Here is a 26,160-nt window from a genome sequence, read left to right on the forward strand (position 1 = left end):
ATGTTTTTCAGGGGCTAAACGTCCTTTTTCCTTAGGGGTAAAACACCTTGGCCAAGATTCTCGTGGTTACATCCGGCAAGGGTGGTGTGGGTAAGACCACCACCAGCGCCGCTATCGGTACCGGCCTCGCTCTGCGTGGTCACAAAACAGTTATCGTCGACTTCGACGTCGGCTTGCGTAACCTCGACCTGATCATGGGTTGCGAGCGCCGCGTGGTGTATGACTTCGTCAACGTGGTGAACGGCGAAGCCAACCTGCAACAGGCCCTGATCAAAGACAAGCGCCTGGAAAACCTCTACGTGCTGGCCGCCAGTCAGACCCGCGATAAAGACGCGCTGACCCAGGAAGGCGTAGAAAAAGTCCTGATGCAGTTGAAAGAAGACTTCGAATTCGTGGTCTGCGACTCCCCGGCCGGTATCGAGAAAGGTGCCCACCTGGCCATGTACTTCGCTGACGAAGCGATCGTCGTGACCAACCCGGAAGTCTCCTCCGTACGTGACTCGGACCGCATGCTGGGCCTGCTGGCCAGCAAGTCCCGTCGCGCCGAAAACGGCGAAGACCCGATCAAGGAACACCTGTTGCTGACCCGCTACAACCCTACGCGCGTCGTCAACGGCGAAATGCTCGGCGTCGAAGACGTCAAGGAAATCCTCGCGGTGACCCTGCTGGGCGTGATTCCGGAATCGCAAGCCGTCCTCAAGGCCTCCAACCAGGGCGTGCCGGTGATTCTCGACGACCAGAGCGACGCCGGCCAGGCGTACAGCGATGCTGTCGATCGTCTGTTGGGCAAGACCGTGGACCATCGTTTCCTCGATGTCGAGAAGAAGGGATTCTTCGAGCGACTTTTTGGAGGTAGGTAATGAACCTTTTTGACTTCTTTCGTGCCAACAAAAAGCCCAGTACCGCCTCGGTAGCGAAAGAGCGTCTACAGATCATCGTGGCGCATGAACGCGGCCAACGCAGTACGCCGGACTACTTGCCAGCCTTGCAGAAGGAACTGGTGGAAGTGATCCGCAAGTACGTCAATATCGGGTCCGATGACGTGCACGTCGCTCTGGAAAACCAGGGCAGCTGCTCGATTCTGGAACTCAATATCACCCTGCCCGATCGCTGAGTCGATCCGGCGGGAGCCACGGCGGCTCAGGGCCCTTCCATGACTGGAGGGGGCCTGAGTCGCCGTTGGCGTTTGTTACGAGGCTGTTTTAATGCCGTTGTCCAACATCCGCATCATCTATCAGGACGCCGCCGTACTGGTGGTGGATAAACCGACCCTGTTGCTCTCCGTCCCCGGACGGGCTGATGACAACAAGGACTGCCTGATTACGCGCCTGCAAGAAAACGGCTACCCGGAAGCGCGAATTGTCCATCGGCTGGACTGGGAAACCTCCGGCATCATTCTGCTGGCCCGTGACCCGGACACTCATCGCGAACTGTCTCGGCAATTTCACGACCGCGAAACCGAAAAGGCCTACACCGCCCTGTGCTGGGGACAACCGGAACTGGACAGTGGCAGCATCGACTTGCCCCTGCGCTACGATCCGCCGACCAAGCCACGGCATGTGGTGGACCACGAATTCGGCAAGCACGCCCTGACCTTCTGGCGTGTACTGGAGCGTTGTGGCGACTGGTGCCGCGTCGAGCTGACGCCGATCACCGGCCGTTCTCACCAGTTGCGCGTGCACATGCTCTCCATCGGCCACCCGCTGCTGGGTGACGGGCTCTATGCCCATCCGCAAGCCCTGGCTGCCTGGCCACGCCTGTGCCTGCACGCGAGCATGCTGAGCTTCACTCATCCGCAAAGCGGCGAACGCCTGCGCTTCGAGTGCCCGGCACCGTTCTAACGGCGGTGCCCAGGCTTCGGTGTCGAGGGAGCTGTTGTGGCGAGGGAGCTTGCTCCCGCTGGAGTGCGGAGCACTCCCAAAACCAGCGACCGTATTCTGTCGGGCACACCGCGCAAGCAGGATTTGCGGCCGCTGCGCCGCCGAGCGGGAGCAAGCTCCCTCGCCACATTAAATCTCACGCGCCGCCAACATCAGGCCCGCCGCACTTTGCGCTTTCAATACGTTAAACTGGCGCCACTGCTGTCTGGAGCTTCTTATGCGCGAAGAGTTGAACCAAGGCCTGATCGACTTCCTCAAGGCCTCCCCTACCCCGTTCCATGCCACCGCCAGCCTTGTCCAACGCCTGGAAGCGGCCGGTTTTGTGCGCCTCGACGAGCGCGAGCCATGGACCACCGAAGCCAATGGCCGTTACTACGTCACCCGTAACGACTCTTCGATCGTCGCGTTCAAAATGGGCCGTCATTCGCCCCTGCATGGCGGCATTCGCCTGGTCGGCGCGCACACCGACAGCCCGTGCCTGCGGGTCAAACCCCAGCCGGAACTGCAACGCCAGGGCTTCTGGCAATTGGGCGTCGAAGTCTATGGCGGTGCACTGCTGGCGCCGTGGTTCGACCGCGATCTGTCGTTGGCCGGCCGCGTGACCTTCCGTCGCGATGGTAAGGTCGAGAGCCAGTTGATCGACTTCAAGGCTCCCGTTGCAATCATTCCGAACCTGGCCATTCACCTCAACCGTGAAGCCAACATGGGCTGGGCGATCAATGCCCAGACCGAACTGCCGCCGATTCTCGCGCAATTCGCCGGTGACGAGCGCGTGGACTTCCGCGCCGTGCTCACCGATCAGCTGGCCCGCGAACATGGCCTGAACGCCGATGTGGTGCTCGATTACGAGCTGAGCTTCTACGACACCCAAAGCGCCGCGGTCATTGGCCTGCATGGCGATTTCATCGCGGGCGCCCGCCTGGACAACCTGTTGTCGTGCTACGCCGGCCTGCAAGCATTGCTGACGACTGAAACCGACGAAACCTGCGTGCTGGTCTGCAACGATCACGAAGAAGTCGGTTCCTGCTCGGCCTGTGGCGCTGACGGTCCGATGCTTGAGCAAACCCTGCGTCGCCTGTTGCCCGAAGGGGATGAATTCGTACGGACCATTCAGAAATCCCTGCTGGTCTCGGCCGACAACGCCCACGGCGTGCACCCGAACTACGCCGACAAGCACGACGCCAACCACGGCCCGAAACTCAATGCCGGCCCGGTAATCAAGGTCAACAGCAACCAGCGCTACGCCACCAACAGCGAAACCGCCGGGTTCTTCCGTCATTTGTGCATGGCCGAAGAAGTACCGGTGCAGAGCTTCGTGGTGCGCAGCGACATGGGCTGCGGCTCGACCATCGGCCCGATCACCGCCAGCCACCTGGGCGTGCGCACCGTGGACATCGGCCTGCCGACGTTCGCCATGCACTCGATCCGCGAGCTGTGCGGCAGCCATGACCTGGCACACCTGGTCAAAGTGCTGAGCGCGTTTTACGCCTGCCGCGAATTGCCATAACCCTTGTGATTAAAAGGCAACTTTTGTGGCGAGGGAGCTTGCTCCCGCTCGGCTGCGAAGCAGTCGTAACTTGGCAAACTCGGTCTGGCTGATTAGCCGATGTTGCTTTATTTTGGGGCTGCTTCGCAGCCCAACGGGAGCAAGCTCCCTCGCCACAATGATCTTACGATCCATTCCTGCCACACATCACCAACGCCCGCCCGAAAGCCGCCTAGACTTGCAGTAACCCCTCCGACAAGGCTGTCACCATGATCTCGATGTCTTCGTTTCACGCCATGCTGATCCCGATTCTTTCCGGGATGATCATGTTGGCCATCGGCTTCAACTTTCGCGACAAGAACGCCGGTGTGTTCGCGATGTGGGTCGGCATGCTGATGATCCTCGCCACCGTGATCTACAAGATCCTCGCCAAACTCAACGAATAAATCCTCGCGCCCGGCTCGCATTGATTTTGACGGGCTCGTACACTCGGCCGATTCGCTCATCCGAGGTTGACCGCCTAGTGTTCGCTCGTCTTTTTGCCCTGCCCTGTTTGTTCCTTGTCTGCCTGATGACGCTGCTGCCGCTGACGCCTGCCCAGGCGGCCGGCTTGCCGGGGCTGCTCAGCGGCTCGGCGAAAACCCAGCCCGAAGCGCAAGCTCCACTGGGGCAGTCGCTGGACGAAGTCATCAAGTCGCTGGAAAACGATCAGCAACGGACCAAACTGCTGGCGGACCTGAAAAAGCTGCGCGACGTCAGCAAAAAAGCCCAACCGACCACAGAAGAAGGCGTGCTGGGCCTGATCGGCGGCACCCTGGCCAGTTTCGAAAAGCAATTTTCCGGCGCCGACAGCCCCCTCACTCGCTGGTCCGAAGAAGTCAACCTGGCCAAGGATGAACTGGTGGCACTCATGCTGCCGGCCAATGAATGGCTGCCCATCATATTTGCCTTCGCCATGATCCTGATGGTCTGGAGCTTGCTGGCCGCCGCCCTGATCTGGCTCGGCCACCGGGTGCGCATGCGCTTCGGCCTCACCGAAGAACTGCCGCAACACCCCAAGGCCCTGGACATGCTGCGCTTTGCCTTGCGCAAACTCGGGCCGTGGATGATCGCCCTGGTCATGACGGTATACATGACCTACGCCCTGCCCTCGTCATTGGGCAAAAGCCTGGCCATGGTGCTGGCTTACGCGCTGGTGGTCGGTACCTGTTTCTCGGCGATCTGCGTCATCGCGTTTTCCCTGCTCGATGGCCCGCATCGCCATCGCGCCCTGTACATCCTGCGGCATCAGGCCTTCCGCCCGTTGTGGCTGATCGGCAGTTTCGCCGCCTTCGGTGAAGCCCTGAACGACCCGCGCCTGATCGCCAGCCTCGGTGAACATCTGGCCCATACGGCGGCGACGTTCGCCAATGTACTGGCGGCGATCTTCACAGGTTTTTTCATTCTGCGTTTCCGCCGGCCCATCGCGCACCTGATCCGCAACCAGCCGCTGTCTCGGCGCCTGACCCGCCGCGCCTTGAGCGACACGATCGAAATCCTCGGGACGTTCTGGTATCTGCCGGCGCTGGTGCTGGTGGGCATCTCACTGTTCGCCACCTTCGTCTCTGCCGGCGACACCAGCACCGCGCTGCGTCAGTCGCTGATCTGCACCGTGCTGCTGGTGTTGTGCATGGTCATCAACGGGCTGGTGCGCCGTCATGCACTCAAGCCACAACGCGGCCCCAAGCGCCATGCGCTGTATTCGGATCGCCTGAAAAGCTTCTTCTACACCCTCGCCCATCTGCTGGTATGGCTGGCGTTCATTGAACTCGGCCTGCGGGTCTGGGGCATGTCGCTGATTCGCTTCACCGAAGGCGAAGGCCATGAAGTCAGCGTCAAACTGTTCAGCCTCGGCGGCACGCTGATTTTTGCCTGGCTGATCTGGATCCTCAGCGACACCGCCGTGCATCACGCCCTTACCCGCTCGCGCAAAGGCCTGGCCAATGCCCGCGCGCAGACGATGATGCCGCTGATCCGCAACGTGCTGTTCGTGGCTATTTTCATCATTGCGCTGATCGTCGCCCTGGCGAACATGGGCATGAACGTCACGCCGCTGCTGGCCGGTGCCGGCGTCATCGGCCTGGCCATCGGTTTCGGCGCGCAATCGCTGGTGGCCGACTTGATCACCGGGCTGTTCATCATCATCGAAGACTCCCTGGCCATCGACGACTACGTGGACGTCGGCGGCCACCTGGGCACGGTCGAAGGCCTGACCATCCGCACCGTGCGCCTGCGGGACATCGACGGCATCGTCCACACCATTCCGTTCAGTGAAATCAAAAGCATCAAGAACTACTCCCGGGAGTTCGGCTACGCGATCTTCCGGGTGGCGGTGCCCTCGAACATGGACATCGACGAGGCGATCAAGCTGATGCGCGACGTCGGCCAGAAAATGCGCACCGACCCGCTGCAACGGCGCAACATCTGGTCGCCGCTGGAGATCCAGGGGGTCGAAAGTTTCGAGTCAGGCAATGCGATTCTTCGCGCCCGCTTCAAGACCGCGCCGATCAAGCAGTGGGAAGTGTCCCGGGCATTCAATTTATCGCTGAAGCGGCATCTGGATGAGGCCGGGCTGGATCTGGCGACACCGCGCATGAGCATTCAGGTGATCACCCCCGGTGGCGAACAATCTGCGTAGGTGGGATTCAAACCACATCCACCCCGACATGAATCGCATCATGGCGCCAAAACTCCAGGTCACAATCGATCAGCCGCTGATGCTGATCGTAGTTGACCCGGGCAATCCGCAACCCCGGGCTGCCCACCGACACCCGTAAAGCCGCCGCGGCGTCCACCGACAACGCGGTCGGCACGATCTCGAAGCGCACCCGCCCGTAGTGCAAGTCGTAATGCCGCGCATACAGTTCGGTCATCGACTGATTCAGATCGAAATCCAGGATCCCCGGAAAATACTGCGGGTTCAGGTAGTGCTCCACATACAGCACCAATCGCCCGTCAATCCGTCGCGAGCGGCAGATCTGGATCACGCTCGACAGCGCCGGCAACTGGAGCCAGGCACACACCGCCGCTGACGCCGGTTGCAAACGCGCGGAAATCACCTCGGTGGACGGCACCCGCCCCTGGGCGCTGACCATCGCGTGAAAGTGGCTGCGTTGCATCAGGTTATAAGCCAGCCGTGGTGGCGACACGAACCAGCCACGCCGCTCTTCGCGATAAATCTGGCCCTGGGCCTCCAACTGCAACAACGCCTCACGCACGGTAATCCGCGTGGTACCGAACAACTCACTGAGCTTGCGCTCGGCCGGCAACTTGCTCCCAGGCGCCAACAGCCCGTGGTCGAGCTGTTCTTGCAGAACCTGCCCGATCGCTGTCACCGCTTTGGTTGTCTCGATGCGCATCAACGTTACCTATCTGGACTAGACCAGCACTGATTCAGGGCAGAACCGCGATTGAAACCGGGCTCCATCAATTGCCTGCAAGCCTAGGCACTGCAGATGACTGACAGATGACAAAGCCGCCGAACGGTTGCTTCAGACACCTGCAATTTCATGGCCAAGTCCCTTTCATATCAGCCCTTTAGCCATGGTCTACGCTTATCTCGCACCCCGCGTATCCGAGCGCAGGAAATTCAGGCCGACCGGTCGTCGACATCAAAATGTCATCCAGGACGCCTAAATTGGCTCAGGTATTGCTGACCTAGACCAACACAACCGCAATCGCAGCGTTGAAAACGCCCAAAGGAGCTTCGGATGAAACAGTTTTTCCTGGCATCACTGTTAGGCTCGACCATTGCCCTGTGCACTGCCGCCATGGCGGCGGATACCGATCTGAAAACACTCGAAGCCGCTGCGAAAGCGGAAGGCGCCGTCAACAGCGTCGGCATGCCCGATGACTGGGCCAACTGGAAAGGCACCTGGGAAGACCTGGCCAAGAAATACGGCCTGAAACACATCGACACCGACATGAGCTCGGCCCAGGAAATCGCCAAGTTCGCTGCCGAAAAAGACAACGCCACAGCCGACATCGGCGACGTCGGTGCCGCCTTCGGCCCGATCGCGGTCAAGCAGGGCGTGGTGCAACCTTACAAGCCAAGTACTTGGGCACAGGTTCCGGACTGGGCCAAGGACAAGGACGGTAACTGGGCACTGGCCTACACCGGCTCCATCGCGTTCATCATCAATAAAAAGCTGCTGCACGGTTCCGAAGCACCGACCAAATGGGCCGACCTCAAGAGCGGCAAGTACAAAGTCTCCATCGGTGACGTAAGCACCGCAGCCCAGGCCGCCAACGGCGTACTGGCCGCCGCCCTCGCCAATGGCGGTGACGAGAAAAACATTCAGCCAGCCCTGTTGCTGTTCGCAGACATCGCCAAGCAAGGCCGCCTGTCCATGGCCAACCCGACGATTGCCACCATGGAAAAGGGTGAAATCGAAGTCGGCGTGGTCTGGGACTTCAACGGCCTGAGCTACAAGGCCAAGATGGCGAATCCGGATGACTACACCGTGCTGATTCCATCCGATGGCTCGGTGATTTCCGGCTACACCACCATCATCAACAAATACGCCAAGCACCCGAACGCCGCCAAACTGGCCCGCGAATACATCTTCAGCGACGCTGGCCAGATCAACCTGGCAAAAGGCAACGCCCGTCCAATTCGCGCCGAGCATTTGACTCTGCCGGAAGAGGTCAAGGCCAAGCTGCTGCCTAACGAACAGTACAAAAAGGTCACGCCGATCAAAGACGCCGACGCGTGGGAAAAGACCTCCAAGTCGCTGCCGCAGAAGTGGCAGGAAGAAGTCATCATCAATATGCCGTAAGGCGGTCAATCCCCATTTGGAACTCCGATGGAGATCCAAATGGGGGAGCGGGCCTGTGGCGAGGGGGCTTGCCCCCGTTCGAGTGCGCAGCGCTCGTAGATACTGGGTCCGCTGCGCGGCCCAACGGGGCAATGCGGCGGTCCGACAAGCCCCCTCGCCACACAAGCCCGCTCCCACAAGGGATTGGTTGCGTACTTGAATCATCTGTTTTTGCGGAGTCCCACCCCCCATGAAGCACAACGTCATCCTTGTCGTGCTCGACGGCCTCAATTACGAAGTCGCGCGCCACGCCATGGGGCATCTGCAGGCTTACGTTGGCGCAGGACGCGCGGCGCTCTACAAACTGGAATGTGCACTGCCGGCTCTGTCCCGACCACTTTACGAATGCATCCTGACCGGCGTTGCGCCGATCGACAGCGGCATCGTTCACAACAACGTCTCACGCCTGTCCAACCAGCGCAGCATCTACCATTACGCCACCGACGCCGGCCTGAAAACCGCCGCCGCGGCCTATCACTGGGTCAGCGAGTTGTATAACCGTTCGCCGTTCGTGGCTGCCCGGGACCGTCACACCGACGACCCGAAACTGCCGATCCAGCACGGTCACTTCTACTGGAACGACCACTACCCGGATTCGCACCTGTTCGCCGACGCGGAAAACCTGCGCCTGCGCCACGCGCCGAACTTTCTGTTGGTCCACCCCATGAACATCGACGACGCTGGGCACAAGCACGGCCTCGACACCCCGCAATACCGCAACAGCGCCCGCTCGGCGGACGTCATCCTCGCCGACTACCTGCAAGGCTGGCTCGACGCCGGATACCAAGTGCTGGTGACTGCCGACCACGGCATGAACAATGACCGCTCGCACAACGGCCTGCTGCCTGAAGAACGCGAAGTGCCGCTGTTCGTCCTCGGCGACGCCTTCAGCTTCAACCAAGGCGCTGCACCGAAACAAACCGAACTGTGCGGCACCGTCTGCGAACTGCTGGGCGTGCCCCACGACAAACCTGTGTGCCGGGAGCTGCTCAAGTGAATGCCATGACCCGCGGTAAATGGCTGGCCGCTCTGTGCCTGGTGCCCTTCGCGATTTTCTTCTTCGTGTTCGAGATCGCCCCGCTGCTCTGGGTGATGATCAACAGCCTGCAATCGGAAGAGTTCGGTTGGGGCCTGGCCAACTTCAGCAAAATATTCAATTCGAAGTTCTATTTGCAGGCGATCCAATACAGCCTTGAGATCAGTTTCTGGTCCAGCGTATTCGGCATCGTCATTGCCGTACTCGGCGCCTACTCCCTGCGCCGGGTCGACTCGAAACTGCGCAACTTCGTGAATGCCTTCGCTAACATGACCAGCAACTTCGCCGGTGTGCCCCTGGCCTTCGCGTTCATCATCTTGCTGGGCTTCAACGGCACCTTCACCATCATGCTGAAACAGGCCGGAATCATTCAGGATTTCAACCTGTACTCGAAAACCGGGCTGATCATTCTCTACACCTACTTCCAGATTCCCCTGGGCGTGCTGTTGCTCTACCCGGCCTTCGATGCCCTGCGCGAAGACTGGCGTGAGTCCGCCGCCTTGCTCGGGGCCAGCGGTTGGCAATTCTGGCGACACATCGGTCTGCCGGTGCTGACCCCGGCACTGCTGGGCACATTCGTGATTCTGCTGGCCAACGCCCTTGGCGCCTACGCCACGGTCTACGCGCTGACCACCGGCAACTTCAACGTGTTGCCGATCCGTATCGCGGCGATGGTGTCCGGCGACATTTCCCTCGACCCGAACCTCGCCAGCGCCTTGGCCGTGGTGCTGGTGGCGTTGATGACCCTGGTGACCATCGTGCATCAGCTGCTGTTGAAGAGGAGCTACCATGTCTCGCGCTGAACTGGGGCCCGTCGGTATCTACCACCGGGTCATCGTGTATTTGCTGTTTGCCATTCTGTTATTGCCGCTGCTCGGAACCTTGATCTACTCGATCGCCAGCAGTTGGTCGGCGACGATTATGCCCAGCGGCTTTACCTTCAAGTGGTACATCCAGCTGTGGAGCGATCCACGCTTTCTCGACGCATTCGGTCAGTCGTTGCTGGTTTGTATCGGCTCGCTGATTCTGTCGGTGGTGCTGATCCTGCCACTGCTGTTCGTGGTGCATTACCACTTCCCGAAGCTCGACGCGCTGATGAACATCCTGATCCTGCTGCCCTTCGCGGTGCCGCCGGTGGTGTCGTCGGTGGGGCTGTTGCAGCTCTACGGTTCGGGGCCGTTCGCGATGGTGGGTACGCCGTGGATTCTGATCGGTTGCTACTTCACCGTGGCGCTGCCGTTCATGTACCGGGCGATCACCAACAACCTGCAAGCGATCAACCTGCGCGACCTGATGGACGCCGCGCAATTGCTCGGCGCCAGCACTTGGCAAGCTGCCTTCCTGGTGGTGTTGCCGAACCTGCGCAAGGGGCTGATGGTCGCGTTGCTGCTGTCCTTCTCGTTCCTGTTCGGTGAGTTCGTGTTCGCCAACATCCTCGTCGGCACCCGCTACGAAACCCTGCAGGTCTACCTCAACAACATGCGCAACAGCAGCGGCCACTTCACCAGTGCGCTGGTGATTTCCTACTTCTTCTTTGTGCTGGTTCTGACCTGGGTGGCCAATATCTTGAACAAGGACAAAAGCGAATGAGCTATGTAAGCGTCCAACATCTTCAGAAAGATTACTCAGGCACCACCGTCTTCAGCGACATCAACTGCGAAATCAGGAAAGGCGAATTCGTCACCCTGCTCGGCCCGTCCGGTTGCGGCAAGTCCACGCTGCTGCGTTGCATCGCCGGCCTGACCTCGGTGGACGGTGGCCAGATTCTGCTGGAAGGTCACGACCTCGTCCCACTGAGCCCACAGAAACGCGGAATCGGCATGGTGTTCCAAAGTTATGCGCTGTTCCCGAACATGACCGTGGAGCAGAACGTCGCCTTCGGTTTACGCATGCAGAAGGTCAACGCCGACGACAGCCAAAAACGCGTCGCCGAAGTGCTGAGACTGGTAGAACTCAATGACTTCGCCGCCCGCTACCCGCATCAGCTGTCCGGTGGCCAGTGCCAGCGTGTCGCTCTCGCTCGTTCGTTGGTGACCCGGCCTCGGCTGTTGTTGCTGGATGAGCCGCTGTCGGCGCTCGATGCGCGGATTCGCAAGCACTTGCGCGAACAGATCCGTCAGATCCAGCGCGAACTCGGCCTGACCACGATCTTCGTCACGCACGATCAGGAAGAAGCCCTGACCATGTCTGACCGAATCTTCCTGATGAATCAGGGAAAGATCGTACAGAGTGGCGATGCCGAAACCCTCTACACCGCGCCCGTCGACGTGTTCGCCGCAGGCTTCATCGGCAACTACAACCTGCTGGACGCCGACAGCGCCAGCAAACTGCTGCAACGGCCGATCACCCACCGCATCGCGATCCGCCCGGAGGCCATCGAGCTGAGCCTGAACGGCGAACTCGACGCGCAGGTGCGCAGCCACAGCCTGTTGGGCAACGTGATTCGCTATCGGGTGGAAGCTCGGGGGGTGGAATTGGTGGTGGATGTGCTGAACCGCTCGGCGTCCGATCTGCATCCCGATGGTCAGCGCCTGGCACTTTCCATCGATCCGACAGCCCTGTGTGAGGTAGCCTGATGACCTTGCTGATGTTGAAGAGAGAACCGTACTGATGGCCCTGGCAATTTTTGATCTGGACGAAACCCTGATCCACGGCGACTGCGCCTCGCTATGGAGCGAACAGATGGCCCGCCTCGGCTGGGTCGATGGCGAATCCTTCCTGCGTCGTGACAAGGAATTGATGGATGCCTACGGCAGGGGCCACTTGGCGATGGAAGACTACATGGCCTTCAGCCTGGAGCCGTTGATCGGTCGCACGCCGCAAGAGCTCGAACACTTGGTAGCGCCCTGGGTGGAAGACTTTATCGAGCCGATCATCTTCAGCGACGCCACCAAAACCATCGCCGCCCACCGCAAGGCCGGCGACCGGATTCTGGTGATCTCGGCCTCGGGCACGCATTTGGTCAAGCCGATTGCCGACCGTTTGGGCATCGACGAGATTCTTGGCATCGAACTGGAAGTGGCGCACGGGGTGTACAGCGGCAACACGGTGGGCACCCTGACCTACCGCGAAGGCAAGATCACCCGCTTGCTGGAATGGCTGGACGCCGAAGAGGAAAACCTTGAAGGCGCGAGTTTCTATTCCGATTCACGCAACGATTTGCCGCTGCTGCTGAAGGTGGATTTCCCGCATGTGGTGAATCCGGATCCAGTGTTGCTCGAACACGCCGAAAAAGCCGGCTGGCCGATCCATATCTGGAAGTAATCCGGGTCCCCTGTGGCGAGGGAGCTTGCTCCCGCTGGGCCGCGAAGCGGCCCTGAAATCAGTCACTGTGGCTAGCCAGGTAAAACCGGTTTTCAGGTTTTGCGGCTGCTTCGCAACCGAGCGGGAGCAAGCTCCCTCGCCACAAAGGCACTCACAGGTTCATGTTGTCAGCTCAGGCTGTCGTCAATCACCAGCACCAGCTTGCCCGACACCTGATTGGTCGCCAGCTCCGCAAACGCCGCTTCGGCGTCCTCGATCGCAAACGTCCTGGCCAGTTGCGGGCTCAAACGCCCTTCGGCAAACAGCGGCCAGACGTGCTGGCTGAGATCGCTGAACAAATCGGCCTTGAACTGCTCGTCTCGATTGCGCAGGGTCGAACCCAGCAGTTGCACGCGCTTGGCCAGCACCTGCGCCAGATCCAGCTGCGCTTCACGACCGCCCATCAAACCGATCAACACCCAACGGCCATCGCGAGCCAGCAACTTGAGGTTCAGCGCCGCATAGTTACCGCCCACCGGATCCAGGATCACATCGAACGGCCCCAGATCGTTCAGGCGGTCCAGATCCTTATTGCGCACCACTCCACCCTGGGCACCCAGCGCTTCACAGTAGGCCAGACGATCCTCGGAGCCGACGCTGACCCAGCACGGGTTACCAAACGCCTTGCACAGCTGAATGGCAGCTGAACCGATTCCACTTGCTCCGGCATGCAGGAGAACTTTCTCACCCGGTTTGAGCGAAGCCAATTGAAACAAATTCAGCCAGACGGTCGCATACACTTCCGGCAACGCCGCGGCCTCGGCCAGGGACAATCCTTCGGGAACCGGCAACACATGCCGTCCGTCGACAACTACCTCTTCGGCCATCCCACCCCCGGCCAGCAAGGCGCAAACCCGATCTCCGACCTGCCAGGACGAGCCCGGGCCGACCTCGCTGATCACCCCCGAACACTCAAGACCCAGTGCTTGACTGGCTCCCGGCGGTGGCGGATACAGGCCCGCTTTCTGCAACAAATCGGCTCGATTGAGTCCCGCTGCCGCCACTCTGATACGAACTTGTCCTACATCGCACGTAGGACTCGGCTCCTCAACCCACTCCACTCGCCCTTCAACGCCTTGCAATGCTTTCACAGTGCCTCCATAGTGAGTCTGGACTGAGCCCGAAGCTATAGCGCCGGGCTTTCTTGCATTATGCGACCGGCCCTTGTGGGAACCGGCGACTTCAAAGACGGCCTAATATGCGTGATCAATTGTCCCCGCGTCGAATCAGCATGAAGCATTTTTTCCCCAGCACCGCCCTCGCTCTTGTCATTGGTCTCGGTCTCTTGCCGATGTCGAGCAATTCGTTCGCAGCCAACAGCTGGGACAAGCTTCAGCCCGATCGCGACGAAGTCATCGCCAGTCTGAACGTCGTCGAATTGCTCAAGCGTCACCATTACAGCAAGCCGCCGCTCGACGATGCGCGCTCGGTGATCATCTACGACAGCTACCTCAAGCTGCTGGATCCATCGCGCAGCTACTTCATGGCCAGTGACATTGCCGAATTCGACAAATGGAAAACCCAGTTCGACGACTTCCTCAAGAGCGGCGACCTGAACGCCGGGTTCACCATCTACAAGCGCTATCTGGATCGCGTCAAGGCGCGTCTGGACTTTGCCCTTGCCGAGCTGAACAAGGGCGTCGACAAGATCGACTTCACCACCAAGGAAACCTTGCTGGTCGACCGCAAGGATGCCCCTTGGCTCAAGACCACCGCCGAGCTCGACGACCTGTGGCGCAAACGCGTCAAGGACGAAGTGCTGCGGATGAAGATTTCCGGCAAAGAGCCAAAGCAGATTCAGGAAACCCTGACCAAGCGTTACAAGAATCAGCTGGTGCGTCTGGACCAGACCCGCGCGGAAGATATCTTCCAGGCGTACATCAACACCTTCGCCATGTCGTACGACCCGCATACCAACTATCTGTCGCCGGATAACGCGGAGAACTTCGACATCAACATGAGCCTGTCCCTGGAGGGCATTGGCGCCGTGTTGCAGAGCGATAACGACCAGGTCAAAGTCGTGCGCCTGGTGCCTGCCGGCCCGGCCGACAAGACCAAGCAGGTCGCTCCGGCCGACAAGATCATCGGCGTGGCCCAGGGCAACAAAGAGATGGTCGACGTGGTCGGCTGGCGCCTGGACGAGGTGGTCAAACTGATTCGTGGGCCGAAAGGCACCGTGGTGCGCCTGGAAGTGATTCCGGCCAGCAATGCGCCGAATGACCAGACCAGCAAGATCGTGCCGATCACCCGCGAAGCGGTGAAGCTTGAAGATCAGGCGGTGAAGAAGTCGATCCTCAGCCTCAAGCAGGATGGCAAGGACTACAAGCTCGGCGTCATCGAGATCCCGGCCTTCTACCTGGACTTCAAGGCCTTCCGTGCCGGCGATCCGGACTACAAGAGCACCACCCGCGACGTCAAGAAGCTGCTGACCGAACTGCAGAAAGACAAGGTCGACGGCGTGGTCATCGACCTGCGCAACAACGGCGGCGGTTCCCTGCAGGAAGCCACCGAACTGACCAGCCTGTTCATCGACAAAGGTCCGACCGTGCTGGTGCGTAACGCCGACGGCCGGGTCGATGTACTGGAAGATGAAAACCCGGGCGCGTTCTACAAAGGCCCGATGGCGTTGCTGGTCAACCGTTTGTCCGCCTCGGCGTCGGAGATCTTCGCCGGTGCGATGCAGGACTACCACCGTGCACTGATCATCGGCGGCCAGACCTTCGGCAAAGGCACCGTGCAAACCATTCAGCCGCTGAACCATGGCGAACTGAAACTGACCCTAGCCAAGTTCTACCGGGTTTCCGGTCAGAGCACCCAGCATCAGGGCGTACTGCCGGACATCGATTACCCGTCGATCATCGACACCAAGGAAATCGGCGAAAGCGCCCTGCCGGAAGCCATGCCGTGGGACACCATCCGTGCGGCCATCAAGCCTGCGGTCGACCCGTTCAAGCCGTACATCACGCAGCTCAAGTCCGAGCATGACGTGCGCACGGCCAAAGACGCGGAGTTCGTGTTCATTCGCGACAAACTGGCCCTGGCCCAGAAGCTGATGGCCGAAAAAACCGTCAGCCTCAATGAAGCCGACCGTCGTGCACAACACGCCGATATCGAAGCCAAGCAACTGGCCATGGAAAACATCCGTCGCAAGGCCAAGGGTGAAGAGCCGCTCAAAGAGCTGAAGAAAGAAGACGAAGATGCCATCGCGGCCGAGCCGGACAAGACCAAGCCAGAAGACGACGCCTACCTGAGCGAGACCGGGCGGATTCTGCTGGATTACTTGAAACTCAACACCGCGGTCGCCAAGCACTAAGTGCTTACAATCAGGATGATGGCAATTTAGTGCTGATGCTCCCCGGAGTGTCATCAAATAGACATCATTCTGTCGTGAAATAAAGGACCGGGAGCTTTGCGCTCCCGGTCCTTTTTTTATCGCCAGAGATCGCCATGACCACAACCGAACAGCTGAGTGCCTTGAGCTCAATACTGACTCAAAGCGGTTTGCACAGCCTGTTCCAGCCGATCATTTCTCTCTCCGAACGACAAATCATCGGCTACGAAGCCCTCAGCCGTGGCCCCTCCAACAGCCCGCTGCACTCCCCCATTGCCCTGTTCGCGGTAGCCCGCCAGGCCGGTCGCCTCAGCGAACTGGAGATCGCTTGCCGCCAAAGCGCTTGCCGACGGTTCAATGAACAGCAACTGCCCGGCAAACTGTTCCTCAATGTGTCCCCGGAATCCCTGCTCGAAGCCGCCCACCAACCCGGCCGCACCCTGCAACTGCTGCAGGATTTCGGCATACCGCCGAGTCAGGTGGTGATCGAACTCACCGAACAGACCCCGACCGACGACTTCCAATTGCTGCAAACCGCCCTGCATCACTATCGGGCGATGGGCTTTTCGATTGCACTGGATGATCTGGGCGCGGGTTATTCAAGCTTGCGGCTGTGGTCGGAATTACGCCCGGATTACGTCAAGATTGATCGGCACTTCATCGACGGCATTCATCAGGACGCACTCAAACGTGAATTCGTCGGCTCGATCCTGCAGATCGCCAAGGCGTCCCGGGCAAAAGTGATCGCCGAAGGCATCGAATTGCCAGAAGAACTCGCCGTGCTGACCGAAATGGGCGTCGATCTTGTACAAGGCTATCTGCTCTGCCGGCCCCAGGAGCATCCGCCCCGCGATGCCCGAACCTTGATGCCCAAACCAACCAGCGCCGCAGCGATGCTGAACGAGGACGCCAGTGACCTCAGCGCCCTGCTCAACGACCAACCGGCGATGGCCAGCGACACCCCGACCGCCACCGTACTGGAAGCCTTCCGCCGCCAGGCCAACCTGAACTCCCTGGCGGTGCTCGACAAGCAAGGCAGGCCGTGCGGCATCGTTCACCGTCATTCGCTTTCGGATGCCCTGCTCAAGCCCTTTGCCACCGACCTGTTCGCCCGCAAACCCATCAGCCGCTTGATGAGCGACGACTTCCTCGCCGTGGAACTGAGCCAGTCGCTGCAACAGGTCAGCCGCCTGATCACCAGCCGCGCCCGCCAACGCATCGAAGAAGACTTCATCATCACCCTCAACGGCGGCTATCTGGGCCTGGGCCGAGTGATCGACGTACTCAAACTGATCACCGAACTGAAAATCCAGCAAGCCCGCTACGCCAACCCGCTAACCCTGCTGCCAGGCAACGTGCCGATCCAGCAATGCCTGACACGCCTGCTACAACAGGAACGGGAGTCGGTGATCTGCTACGTGGACATCGACAGCTTCAAACCCTTCAACGACATCTACGGCTACGGTCGCGGGGACGAAGTCCTACTGTGCCTGGCGCAATGCCTGAACGACCGCGTCGACCCATCCCGCGACTTCGTCGGCCATATCGGCGGCGACGACTTCCTGCTGGTGCTCGGCCCGGAAGACTGGCGCAAACGCCTCAACCAACTGCTGGACGACTTCCACAGCCAATGCCGACGCTTCTACCGCAGCGAACACCTGGAAGCCGGCTGCTTCATCGCCCCCAACCGCCAGGGCGTACGCCAGGAGTTTCCGCTGCTGTCCCTGTCCATCGGCGTAGTGCATCTGCATCCACAGGCCTGCGGACAGCTCGACGCGAGCCAACTGGCCGAGATGGCGTCGCAAGCCAAACACCACGCGAAGAATGTGCCGGGGTATAGCGTGCATGTGATTGATAGCCTGGCGGTGCCAGTCGTCGAAGAGACACTGATCTCAGGCCGGCGGTGATCACCAAAAAAATCGCAGCCTTCGGCAGCGCCCACAGGCGCGGAGCTGCCAAAGGTTGCGATCTTTTGATCTTGCTCTTGTGTGGCGAGGGAGCTTGCTCCCGCTGGGCTGCGCAGCAGCCCCAACCACCACAACTCCCACCCTGTGGCGAGGGGGCTTGCCCCCGTTGGGCTGCGGAGCGGCCCCAAAACCTGCATTCCGGATTTGTCAGGTACACCGCGGGGCTTGGTTTGGCGACCGCTTCGCAGTCGAACGGGGGCAAGCCCCCTCGCCACAAAAAGCCGCTAGACGCTACTCCGAAGACCGAGCCCGCAACCGCCGCCCAATCACATCCAGCACATCACAGCCATCGCGCAGTGGAATGGCACAGAGCAAGGCAAAGTCGCTGAGGATCATCGAATCGCACTCGACTGAACCACGCATGGACAGGTTCTCAAGCACTTGGGTGACGGCGCGTATTCGATAGCTGGCGGCCTCGGTCAGAATGTCCAGCGGCGCGTGGGTGTTGACGAACAGGGTGGGCATGTCGGTGCAGTTGCTGGTCAACGCCATGAAGCGGTTTTTGGGGTGGGGAATTGGTTTTTCGTAGGGTGGATCAGGATGAAGTGTTGGCATTTTAAAACTCCAGGAAAAATAGGAGCTGCCATTTGCCTTCCTACAGGCATGGGTGGCAGCTATACGCGGGGTAGGAATATCGAGCCCCAGAGACACTCGACCACGCCGAAGCGTGCCCGCGCACAGCCGCCGCAACTGATTTTACGGACGCAAGTCAGCAGCCGCAAATCAGAGGTCGACACTTATGTCGTCTTTGGGAGGTTGAAGGGTTCCTACACCCTGCCACTGAATATGCAGTGACACCCAAAGCCTATCGATTGAACTCACTGCGCACCAGTTCACGAAAACCGCCACAACTTGAAGGAAACTTCCGAAGACCTTGCCCAGAAATTTCGCTCAATAAGGCATACGTGGCGGAAGGCTTCGCTGAAGCCTAGCTTGATTTCTCCGCCGTGGGCTAGCCGGTTTCAATCTATAGCTGCCGGTGGCGACAGGCAGAAATCGGCCATTAGCTGTCGCTCGAGCTTAGCGGTTAATGTCAGCCTGACAGGGGCCCTGTCTTTCGCGCCGCAGTTATTCATGGCCTCCCCAGTGGCACTCTGCCCACTGCGAGATGTATCGTCTCCTTTCGTCATTATGCGCAGCCAGGGAGGATAGCCAGTGATTTCTATCGGCGATATCTACAATCAAGACATCAACTTCCTCTTCGGATCAGGAGCATCATTCGGCCTGCTCCCGACCCTCCAGCTGCAGGTCCAGACTGGAGAGGGCAACTCGCGCTACACGTTGGAGGATCTAGCCACCAAGTTCGAGCGCGAGGGCGACCGGCGTCTCATTCCATTGTTTATGCACTACTACGCCAGCTGTATCCGCCCTGCCGAGCAAATTAGCCTGGAACAGGCGGTGGCCGGAGAAGCAGGTGCCACGGTTATCAAGAACTACCGCACCTTCCTAACGACAGCACTCGAAATGGTAAAGCGGCGCAAAGCGCTGGATCGCCGTTGCAACGTGTTCACGACGAACTATGACGGTTGCTTCCCGCTCGTGGCTGACGCGCTTATCAAGGAGGGCCACATTGACTTCGTGCTAAATGACGGTGCGCGAGGATTCACGCGGCGCATGCTACAGGCCCGAAATTTCGGGTCATACCTTTGCCAGGCCGGTGTCTTCGGCCGTCATCAGAGCAGCATTCCTCAAATCAATCTGATCCATTTGCATGGGTCGGTCTACTGGAGCAAGTCGGATGCCGCGATTCAGGTTGGCTACGACCTGTCTAGCCGCGAAAGTCTGCTGGATGCTGACGCTATGGCGATGTTGCAACCATTTTCGGCTGCGCTTACTAACCCTGCATCGACGCTTGCCGACGTCCCAGTCACAGATTTTTCCAATGAAGAATTGGTGGCGTTCTGGGACAAATATGAACAGATTCCTATCGTCAACCCGACCAAGTGGAAGTTCCACGAGACGGTCTACGAGGAGCATTACTATCAAATGCTGCGGCTGCTCAGTTATGAGCTTGAGAAACCAAACGCCGTACTCATCACCTTCGGGTTCTCGTTTGCCGACGAGCATATCCTCAACCTCGTCATGCGTTCTCTCTCCAATCCGGGGCTGCAGGTGTTTGTTTGCTGTTACAGCCAGGCTGGGCACGCCGAAATGGAGGAAAAATTCAAGGGCAACCGTAACGTCAAGTGCCTCATGCTGCAGAGTGGGGTGATGGATTTTACCGCATTCAATGAGCAGGTATTGGCTTGGCCGGAGGCTACAGCTCTTGCACCGGCTACCCCCATAGCTCCAGCGGCTCTTCCTATGGCCGATGCAGACCTCGAGAACCTGATATGAGTATTCGCGTTGGCGAGGTCATCGCCGTCCAAGGAACAAAATTGGTTCTGAAGATAGATGAACAGTCGAGCAAGGAAACCCTGTTCTATGAAGGAGAGAAATACAAGGGAGTCTCAATCCGCGAATACCTATCCATTCAGCGTGGCTTCCGCCAAATCATCTGCATCGTCGAGGGCGAGTATCTGGATGAAAGCCGCACTGAGATGCATGATGGTCGGCAAACGTTTGTACGAAAGGTAGAGGCTAGGCCGATTGGATACTTCGACCGTTCTGGTTTCACTCAGGGCATCAAGTATCTACCGATGATCCAGGATGCGGCTTACCTGCTTCCCGAGGAGAAAATCAGGTCCATCTTCGACCGCAAGGCGGACAGTGATTTCAGAATTGGGACTATGCTGAAAGAGGAAATCGCGGTTGGGTTGCCGTGGAAGCGACTCTTCAATAGCCATATCGGTATCTTCGGCAATACCGGAAGCGGCAAGTCGAATACTCTGGCAAAGCTCTACACTGTTCTTTTCGATCAAAAGTTGCCTCTCATTGCAGGTAAGAGCCGTTTCATCATCTTGGATTTTAATGGTGAGTACGGCGGTGAGCAGCTCGTCGCTGCGGATCACAAAACCGTCTACCAACTGTCCACGCTTACCGCTCCAAACCTGAACGATCTAGCTTCACGGTTTCCGCTGGCAACGCAGGAATTCTGGCAGCTCGAGACTATGGCTCTGCTCTTTCAGGCTACCCCGAACACGCAAAGGCCATTCCTCAACCGTGTCATCTCAGGTAGGGAACGCTATAGAGCCATTCCTGGGGCACTCGCGAATTATGCGAAGCTGATGTTCCACACTTCGTTCTGCGCCGGGGAGGTAAAGACGGCGACGCTGGATTTGATGCGCACCGTCTCGCGGCTCATGGGAAATCAGCAGGTGCAGGACATGCTGGCAGATGTGGTCTGGCACCGGCTTGGCGGGCGCTTCACTTACCAGGGGCGGTTCATAGGTACCGATGGCGCACAGTACGCGGCGGATATCGCTCCAATTGTAGAAACGCTAGACGCCGCAGGCCTCGATGAGTTCGACCAGCTTGTGCTACGCGTCAACTTGCAGCTGATGTCAGATCTAAACGCCGGATACGTTCAGTTTGAGCATATTCAGCCACTTCTGAAGCGCGTCGAGTCTTCACTCGACAACCTGCGTAAAGTGTTGTCTGTTTCGGATGCGGCACCAGATGAGCGGCTGCTCACGGTCATCTCGATGCGCCGCTGTAACAACGAGATTAAGAAGGTTCTGCCTCTACTGTTCGCGAAGCACTACTACAACAGTCACAAGGCCACGGTCACCAATCCGCCCGACCGGACCATCCATCTCATCGTCGATGAGGCGCACAACATCCTGTCCGATCAGTCTGCGAGAGAAAGTGAAACTTGGAAGGATTATCGGCTCGAGCAGTTCGAAGAGATCATCAAGGAGGGGCGCAAGTTTGGGATGTTCATTACCATCGCCAGCCAGCGTCCGGCTGATATCTCGCCCACAATCGTCTCGCAGCTACACAATTTCTTCATTCACCGCTTGGTGAATGATCGGGATCTTTACTTGATCGACAATACAATCTCTACGCTGGATTCTCTGTCTCGTAGCCTCATCCCGGGCCTCTCACAAGGGTGTTGCGTGGTCACTGGTACTGCTTTTGAGCTGCCGATGGTGATCCAGGTGGATAGACTGCTAGATGGTAAGCAACCTGCCAGCGAGGACGTCGATCTCGACAGGCTTTGGAGTGATGCTCTGGCAGTTGAGGCAGAGGAGTAGAGCCAGTCGCAGCAGCAATGGTGCTGCACAACCTTCTCTCACAGGCTAAAGCGGTTAATCAAGAACAACTGCTGAGCGACTGCTTTTGGCCGGTTGCTGCCTGTTGCGTCCACCGGCTGAATCCCCTTAAAACGACCCCGAGTGGACATTGAAGCCCTCGCGAACGACATGAACCGTTTGTCAGGAGTACAAGCCATACCCTGCCGCGATGATCAGCGGTGAAACCAGCAGCGTTGCCCAGAAACCCGATTTTGGAACAGCAATGACGCAAATGATCGAGATCATAAGCACATAGATGCCAACAATTTTAAGTAGCGCGAGATCGCCAACTGCTACGGCGTGAATCGCTGTATGCCCTGCGAGCATAAAAAGCGGCCCCAGCAGGGTAAACCAGAGGGCGGTACGCCGATCTTCGTGCACTCTGAACTGGTCAACGAAGCCAGAGTCTACAGCGGCGGCGAATGCTGCTTTGAACTTAATAATACCGAATGGAATATGGAAGGCGCCCAAGGCGAACAGCGTCCATGCGACGATGTTTGACATATTTTATATGCTCCGTAACGGTAAGGTTGGACGAGCGCCTAACGTTTGGGGCCTTCTTTAGCCGGTCCCGAGCGAGCTTAGCCAGCGACTTGAGCCGCATGTTAGGCTGCGTCACCGATGGCGCGCCAGCCGTATAAATACTTGATGACTCAAAGCTGCGGAGCAGACCTCCTGGAGCATGCGGTTTTGCGGCGACAGCCATCCCGTGTTCACCGTCCACTATTGGGAAGCGGCTCTTGATGATAGACAGCAATAAGCCAAAAGCCCCACTTCGATGTAGCTACAAAACCAGAAACGGTTTACTCACAACAGAAATGCGGGCCAACCCCAACTTCAACAGTTCCTTACGTAGCAGCGAGCGCTCAAGCACAGCCATTCCGGCCTGCCATTCGATCGACAGCAAATGGCTCAACTTTTGTTGGCTGACCAAGGGCTCAGCCAGAAAGTAGCTTTTGCACTCGCGGATGCTGATGACGTTCAACAGCCAGTCTCCACCCTGCGCCGCCAGCCAGTGACCGATCGTTGAACGATGCGTTCGGATCAGCGCACTGGCATCCCACACCGCCATCTGCGCGAAAACCTGCGGCAGGTTGCTATCGGCTTTCAGCCGCTTCATATCAACCGCCAACGCGCCAATCAGGTCTGACTCGATAGTGGCTTGGCACTCGGAGAAATACCGCTCGGGCCAGTCCGCTTCCAGTTTCGCCCGCCGTGCGAGGACTTCATAAGCCCGGATATCCGATTGGGTGGTCAGCTGCCCTGTGAAGTTCAGGGTATTGTCCAGAATTGCCGTGGCCAGCAAAGCAGCACTTTTTTCGCTGATCAGCGGCAACAGCTCTGCCGCTTCCCAACGCTGAAAAATCAGCGTTGCCGCTGCGCCGATCGGCAGGATGTCTGCCGCAGATCCGAGCTTTTGCGCCCAATAGTTTTCAAAGCCTGGGTGATGGTCAATGACTTCCACCACCTGTTCAAGAACCACCATCGGGTCGAAATGGTGGTAGTCGGAGACATCCACCAACACGAACTCATCACCCGCTCTCGGCAGATAATCGTCCAGAGATGATTGCCATCCAAGCACGGTCCTGGAGATGCTGGCATTGAGCGGGGCGCTACTGACGGCCCGAGCATCAATGCCTTGGTGATTCAACAGCTCGGCGTACGCAATGCAACAGGCATACGCGTCGATGTCCAGATACGCCGAGCCTGAGGTCACCACCCTCATGACACGTGGGCCACAGCGTGAGCTGCCGAAACCAGTTCCGGGTCGAACACCATGATCGAGCAATAAGCGGACTCCCGCCTGAAGCAAAGATATCGCTTACAGCATTGCTGGCTGCTCTGACAAAACATCGACATCGGCTGTCCTTAAAATCCATTTTCCATAATTAAAACAGCGCATTAGCGTGCCGAAACATTCTGTTTATGCCCTATTTTCTGCCGACAAGACTCGTATGCTTTCATTGCGAAAACATGACGGAATGGAGGTATTTTGAAGTCATGCGGATGTCAGCGCGCAATGGTGTATGAACCACTGGTATGGATGAGCAACGCTATGAAAGCCACGAAAGGAGCGAACAGCACCAAGCCGCCGACGGCGACTGCCCAGCCCCAGGCAAAACCGCTTTCTCCCTTGAAACGGCCGCCACTCAGCAAGCCAAGCACGTAAACGCCAATCCTATGAGCCAACAGGTTGATTAAGATATCAAAGATGAAATCCATTTCTGATCCCGTGGCTCCTTGTCGGTTTTCTTGAGCGTTCTAGCCGAAAGCAGCCCTTGTGCAATCGAAGAACATCGAATCACTGCTCAACATCGCCGCTCGCCAACCCTTTCAACTTGATCTCAGCCAACGGATGCCCAGCCTTCAAAGCAATACGCCAAAACCGCGCCGCTTCCACCGGATCCGGCGCCTTGCTCGGCGTCCCCGCGAGGCAGATCACTCCCACCTGATACGCCGCCTTGCCATCCCCCGCCAACGCGGCCAGGCGCAGTAATCGCACACCCTCCTCGCGAGCCCCAAGACCGACGCCGCGAAAGGTCAGGATGTGGCCGTAGAAGCTCTGGGCGCCGACATCGCCCAGGTTGGCCATGCGCGCGAACTGGCCCTCGAGCCAGCGCCAGCCTCGCGGTTGGCGCACAAACCACGACCAGTGGAACAACCGGCGGGCCAGCCAGTAACCGGCCCGCGCTTTGAGTCGTAGGAACACTCAGGCTTCCGCCGACTCGGGGTACTCGTATTCGAACACCCGCACCACTTCCGAGGCATGCCAGGACGCGGCAGCCACGCCGTCGGACGGTCCGGAGAAGCGTCCGAGGCGCTCGACACATTCGAAGAAGCCGGTGCGCGGCAAGCGACTGGCGCCCTGGCTGATCACCAGCGAGCTGCGCAGCGGCTGCTCGGCCCTGGCGTCCAGCGCGGCCAGGTGTTCAAGGGCGGCGGTCAGGGTTTGCATGGCGGGCGTGGGTAGCTGCAATCGCTCCAGCAATGCCCGATAAGTCAGAAGATGGCGCTGACGGCGCGCCTGATCCAGTTCCCCCAGCAATCCGTCCCAATGTTGACGACTGATGCGTACGCTCACGATTCATCCCTCCATCCTGGCACCGTCAACTCCCAGGCGAGGCTGCGGCGAATAGCAGCGTCGGGTTGACGCTCACCGCTTTCGATCAAGGCGAGATATGACGGGCTGATGCCTACCGTGCGGGCAAGCGCCTCAATGGCGATGCCCTTCCCTTCGCGCAAACTGCGTAGTTGATCCAGACCCGGAAGAGTCTGGTCTGATGTGGCCGCGGGACGCACTGTGGCTTCGCGCGGTGGTTGTTCGTTGATGCCTGCTGCTTTCAGTAGAGCCTGATACTGAGCCCATGGCAGAACCGCATATTCTGGTTCGCCTTCGCGTGTAATTATCTGAATATCCATGACTACCCCGTAGGACAACGACACGTAGCGAGTCGGCACTTTTCCTTAGAAGTGTAATCCTAACAGCGGCCAAGGTCGCGGGGGGTATGAATATGGATGATCCTGAATCGGTTCAGTTTTTTTTCGGGCCCTGAAGTTGCAGCTGTTCCGGGGTATCGGGCAGGCGTTCAACCACTGCGAGTTTTTCCGGCGCCTGACGCTTGCGCCAGGCGCGGAAGGCGTTGAGTTCGTCATCGAGGACTTTCATCAACCAGGCCAGCACGGCAATGTCGTCGAGCATGCCGAACACCGGGATGAAATCCGGGATCGCATCCACCGGGCTCAGGAAATACATCAGGCCGGCCACCACCGAAACCATCGCTTTCGGGCTGATGGCCCGGTACTCGCCACGCCAGTAGGCCAGGCAGAGTGCCTGCAACAAGCGCAGATCGTCTTTTAGTTTGCCCAGACGATTACCTTGGCTCGCACCTTTGCTGGCAACCGCGAACAGCAGGGTCGGCAAACGACCACGGGCGAGCAGGCGCCCGGCCATTGGCAGGAAGCGGGCGAAATTCCAGGGCATTTTCATCTTTTCCTCCCACTGAAATGTTATCCACACAAATTGTGGATAACCTTGTGAACAGAGCTGCATTTCACCGCTGGAGGCCCCGTTTCACAAGGGTCTTGCTCAGATCGGGCGTTTTTTACTCACATAAAAAAACCCAAG

At 58.8% G+C, this 26,160-nt stretch carries 26 protein-coding genes; 16 read left to right on the top strand and 10 right to left on the bottom strand.

What is annotated here, in order from left to right; all coding sequences use genetic code 11:
• The first annotated feature begins 47 nt into the window (after positions 1-47).
• The 6 genes from minD to PGR6_RS20070 all read left to right on the top strand — a co-directional run bounded on the left by minD (position 48) and on the right by PGR6_RS20070 (position 6,043).
• Positions 48-860, top strand: a complete 813-nt coding sequence (minD, locus tag PGR6_RS20050) for a septum site-determining protein MinD (RefSeq protein WP_007940844.1) — start codon at positions 48-50, stop codon at positions 858-860.
• A complete protein-coding gene (minE, locus tag PGR6_RS20055) occupies positions 860-1,114 on the top strand; it encodes a cell division topological specificity factor MinE (protein ID WP_007940845.1) in 255 nt (84 codons plus the stop codon). The genes minD and minE overlap by 1 nt, the downstream gene beginning before the upstream one ends.
• 91 nt (positions 1,115-1,205) lie before the next feature.
• The gene (locus PGR6_RS20060) at positions 1,206-1,841 is read left to right on the top strand and encodes an RluA family pseudouridine synthase (protein ID WP_018925180.1); all 636 of its coding nucleotides are present in this window, start codon (positions 1,206-1,208) and stop codon (positions 1,839-1,841) included.
• A gap of 256 nt (positions 1,842-2,097) precedes the next feature.
• On the top strand, positions 2,098-3,387 hold the full coding sequence (locus tag PGR6_RS20065) for a M18 family aminopeptidase (RefSeq protein ID WP_018925179.1): 1,290 nt from the start codon (positions 2,098-2,100) through the stop codon (positions 3,385-3,387).
• 248 nt (positions 3,388-3,635) lie between these two features.
• Complete coding sequence (locus PGR6_RS30245; protein ID WP_008005668.1) at positions 3,636-3,812, top strand: hypothetical protein; 177 nt, start codon at positions 3,636-3,638, stop codon at positions 3,810-3,812.
• Between the two features lie 77 nt (positions 3,813-3,889).
• Positions 3,890-6,043, top strand: coding sequence for a mechanosensitive ion channel family protein (locus PGR6_RS20070; RefSeq protein WP_064619274.1), 2,154 nt, complete (start codon positions 3,890-3,892; stop codon positions 6,041-6,043).
• 7 nt (positions 6,044-6,050) lie between these two features.
• On the opposite strand, the gene PGR6_RS20075 is transcribed toward PGR6_RS20070, so the two are convergent.
• Complete coding sequence (locus PGR6_RS20075; protein ID WP_007940851.1) at positions 6,051-6,764, bottom strand: UTRA domain-containing protein; 714 nt, start codon at positions 6,762-6,764, stop codon at positions 6,051-6,053.
• A gap of 351 nt (positions 6,765-7,115) precedes the next feature.
• On the opposite strand from PGR6_RS20075, the gene PGR6_RS20080 reads away from it, so the two are divergent.
• The 6 genes from PGR6_RS20080 (at position 7,116) to PGR6_RS20105 (ending at position 12,522) form a co-directional block, all read left to right on the top strand.
• Entirely contained in the window at positions 7,116-8,183 is a 1,068-nt protein-coding gene (locus PGR6_RS20080) for an ABC transporter substrate-binding protein (protein WP_018925177.1), read from the top strand.
• Positions 8,184-8,412: 229 nt separating this feature from the next.
• Positions 8,413-9,219: an alkaline phosphatase family protein gene (locus PGR6_RS20085; RefSeq protein ID WP_018925176.1), complete on the top strand. Its 807-nt coding sequence runs from the start codon at positions 8,413-8,415 to the stop codon at positions 9,217-9,219.
• A 5-nt stretch (positions 9,220-9,224) separates the two neighbouring features.
• On the top strand, positions 9,225-10,061 hold the full coding sequence (locus PGR6_RS20090) for an ABC transporter permease (RefSeq protein WP_169342458.1): 837 nt from the start codon (positions 9,225-9,227) through the stop codon (positions 10,059-10,061).
• On the top strand, positions 10,048-10,848 hold the full coding sequence (locus PGR6_RS20095) for an ABC transporter permease (RefSeq protein WP_064619278.1): 801 nt from the start codon (positions 10,048-10,050) through the stop codon (positions 10,846-10,848). The genes PGR6_RS20090 and PGR6_RS20095 overlap by 14 nt, the downstream gene beginning before the upstream one ends.
• Positions 10,845-11,834 (top strand): ABC transporter ATP-binding protein, encoded by a 990-nt coding sequence (locus tag PGR6_RS20100; RefSeq protein ID WP_007936172.1) that lies wholly within the window; start codon positions 10,845-10,847, stop codon positions 11,832-11,834. The genes PGR6_RS20095 and PGR6_RS20100 overlap by 4 nt, the downstream gene beginning before the upstream one ends.
• A gap of 34 nt (positions 11,835-11,868) precedes the next feature.
• Positions 11,869-12,522 carry an HAD family hydrolase gene (locus PGR6_RS20105; protein ID WP_007936171.1) on the top strand — a complete coding sequence of 218 codons (654 nt, stop codon included), beginning with the start codon at positions 11,869-11,871 and terminating at the stop codon, positions 12,520-12,522.
• Between the two features lie 167 nt (positions 12,523-12,689).
• Here the strand turns inward: PGR6_RS20105 and PGR6_RS20110 are convergent, their stop codons facing one another.
• Positions 12,690-13,652 (bottom strand): zinc-binding dehydrogenase, encoded by a 963-nt coding sequence (locus PGR6_RS20110; RefSeq protein ID WP_026286337.1) that lies wholly within the window; start codon positions 13,650-13,652, stop codon positions 12,690-12,692.
• Positions 13,653-13,792: 140 nt separating this feature from the next.
• Between PGR6_RS20110 and PGR6_RS20115 the strand changes: the two genes are divergently transcribed.
• Together PGR6_RS20115 and PGR6_RS20120 are read left to right on the top strand one after the other, a co-directional pair.
• Positions 13,793-15,874, top strand: a complete 2,082-nt coding sequence (locus PGR6_RS20115; RefSeq protein ID WP_177343101.1) for a carboxy terminal-processing peptidase — start codon at positions 13,793-13,795, stop codon at positions 15,872-15,874.
• A 134-nt stretch (positions 15,875-16,008) separates the two neighbouring features.
• Entirely contained in the window at positions 16,009-17,799 is a 1,791-nt protein-coding gene (locus PGR6_RS20120; RefSeq protein WP_064619284.1) for a bifunctional diguanylate cyclase/phosphodiesterase, read from the top strand.
• Between the two features lie 291 nt (positions 17,800-18,090).
• Here PGR6_RS20120 and PGR6_RS20125 read toward each other — a convergent pair whose 3' ends face one another.
• Positions 18,091-18,414 (bottom strand): hypothetical protein, encoded by a 324-nt coding sequence (locus PGR6_RS20125; RefSeq protein ID WP_064619287.1) that lies wholly within the window; start codon positions 18,412-18,414, stop codon positions 18,091-18,093.
• 600 nt (positions 18,415-19,014) lie between these two features.
• On the opposite strand from PGR6_RS20125, the gene PGR6_RS20130 reads away from it, so the two are divergent.
• Both PGR6_RS20130 and PGR6_RS20135 read left to right on the top strand, forming a co-directional pair.
• Positions 19,015-20,196 (top strand): SIR2 family protein, encoded by a 1,182-nt coding sequence (locus PGR6_RS20130; protein ID WP_064619291.1) that lies wholly within the window; start codon positions 19,015-19,017, stop codon positions 20,194-20,196.
• Entirely contained in the window at positions 20,193-21,995 is a 1,803-nt protein-coding gene (locus tag PGR6_RS20135) for an ATP-binding protein (protein ID WP_064619294.1), read from the top strand. The genes PGR6_RS20130 and PGR6_RS20135 overlap by 4 nt, the downstream gene beginning before the upstream one ends.
• 180 nt (positions 21,996-22,175) lie before the next feature.
• Here PGR6_RS20135 and PGR6_RS20140 read toward each other — a convergent pair whose 3' ends face one another.
• From PGR6_RS20140 to PGR6_RS20170, 7 genes are all read right to left on the bottom strand, one after another.
• Positions 22,176-22,538, bottom strand: a complete 363-nt coding sequence (locus PGR6_RS20140; protein WP_028940044.1) for a DUF6463 family protein — start codon at positions 22,536-22,538, stop codon at positions 22,176-22,178.
• Positions 22,539-22,818: 280 nt separating this feature from the next.
• Positions 22,819-23,760, bottom strand: coding sequence for a DHH family phosphoesterase (locus PGR6_RS20145; protein ID WP_064619297.1), 942 nt, complete (start codon positions 23,758-23,760; stop codon positions 22,819-22,821).
• Between the two features lie 284 nt (positions 23,761-24,044).
• Entirely contained in the window at positions 24,045-24,257 is a 213-nt protein-coding gene (locus tag PGR6_RS20150) for a hypothetical protein (RefSeq protein ID WP_064619300.1), read from the bottom strand.
• Between the two features lie 79 nt (positions 24,258-24,336).
• Positions 24,337-24,744 (bottom strand): hypothetical protein, encoded by a 408-nt coding sequence (locus PGR6_RS20155; RefSeq protein ID WP_064619304.1) that lies wholly within the window; start codon positions 24,742-24,744, stop codon positions 24,337-24,339.
• Positions 24,745-25,116 (bottom strand): hypothetical protein, encoded by a 372-nt coding sequence (locus tag PGR6_RS20160; protein ID WP_007898892.1) that lies wholly within the window; start codon positions 25,114-25,116, stop codon positions 24,745-24,747.
• Complete coding sequence (locus PGR6_RS20165) at positions 25,113-25,454, bottom strand: helix-turn-helix domain-containing protein (protein WP_026286335.1); 342 nt, start codon at positions 25,452-25,454, stop codon at positions 25,113-25,115. Before PGR6_RS20165 ends, PGR6_RS20160 begins: the two co-directional genes overlap by 4 nt.
• Positions 25,455-25,566: 112 nt before the next feature.
• Entirely contained in the window at positions 25,567-26,022 is a 456-nt protein-coding gene (locus PGR6_RS20170; protein ID WP_028940036.1) for a YkvA family protein, read from the bottom strand.
• Between the last annotated feature and the right edge of the window lie 138 nt (positions 26,023-26,160).

The sequence above is a fragment of the Pseudomonas sp. GR 6-02 genome (assembly GCF_001655615.1).
Taxonomy (GTDB): domain Bacteria; phylum Pseudomonadota; class Gammaproteobacteria; order Pseudomonadales; family Pseudomonadaceae; genus Aquipseudomonas.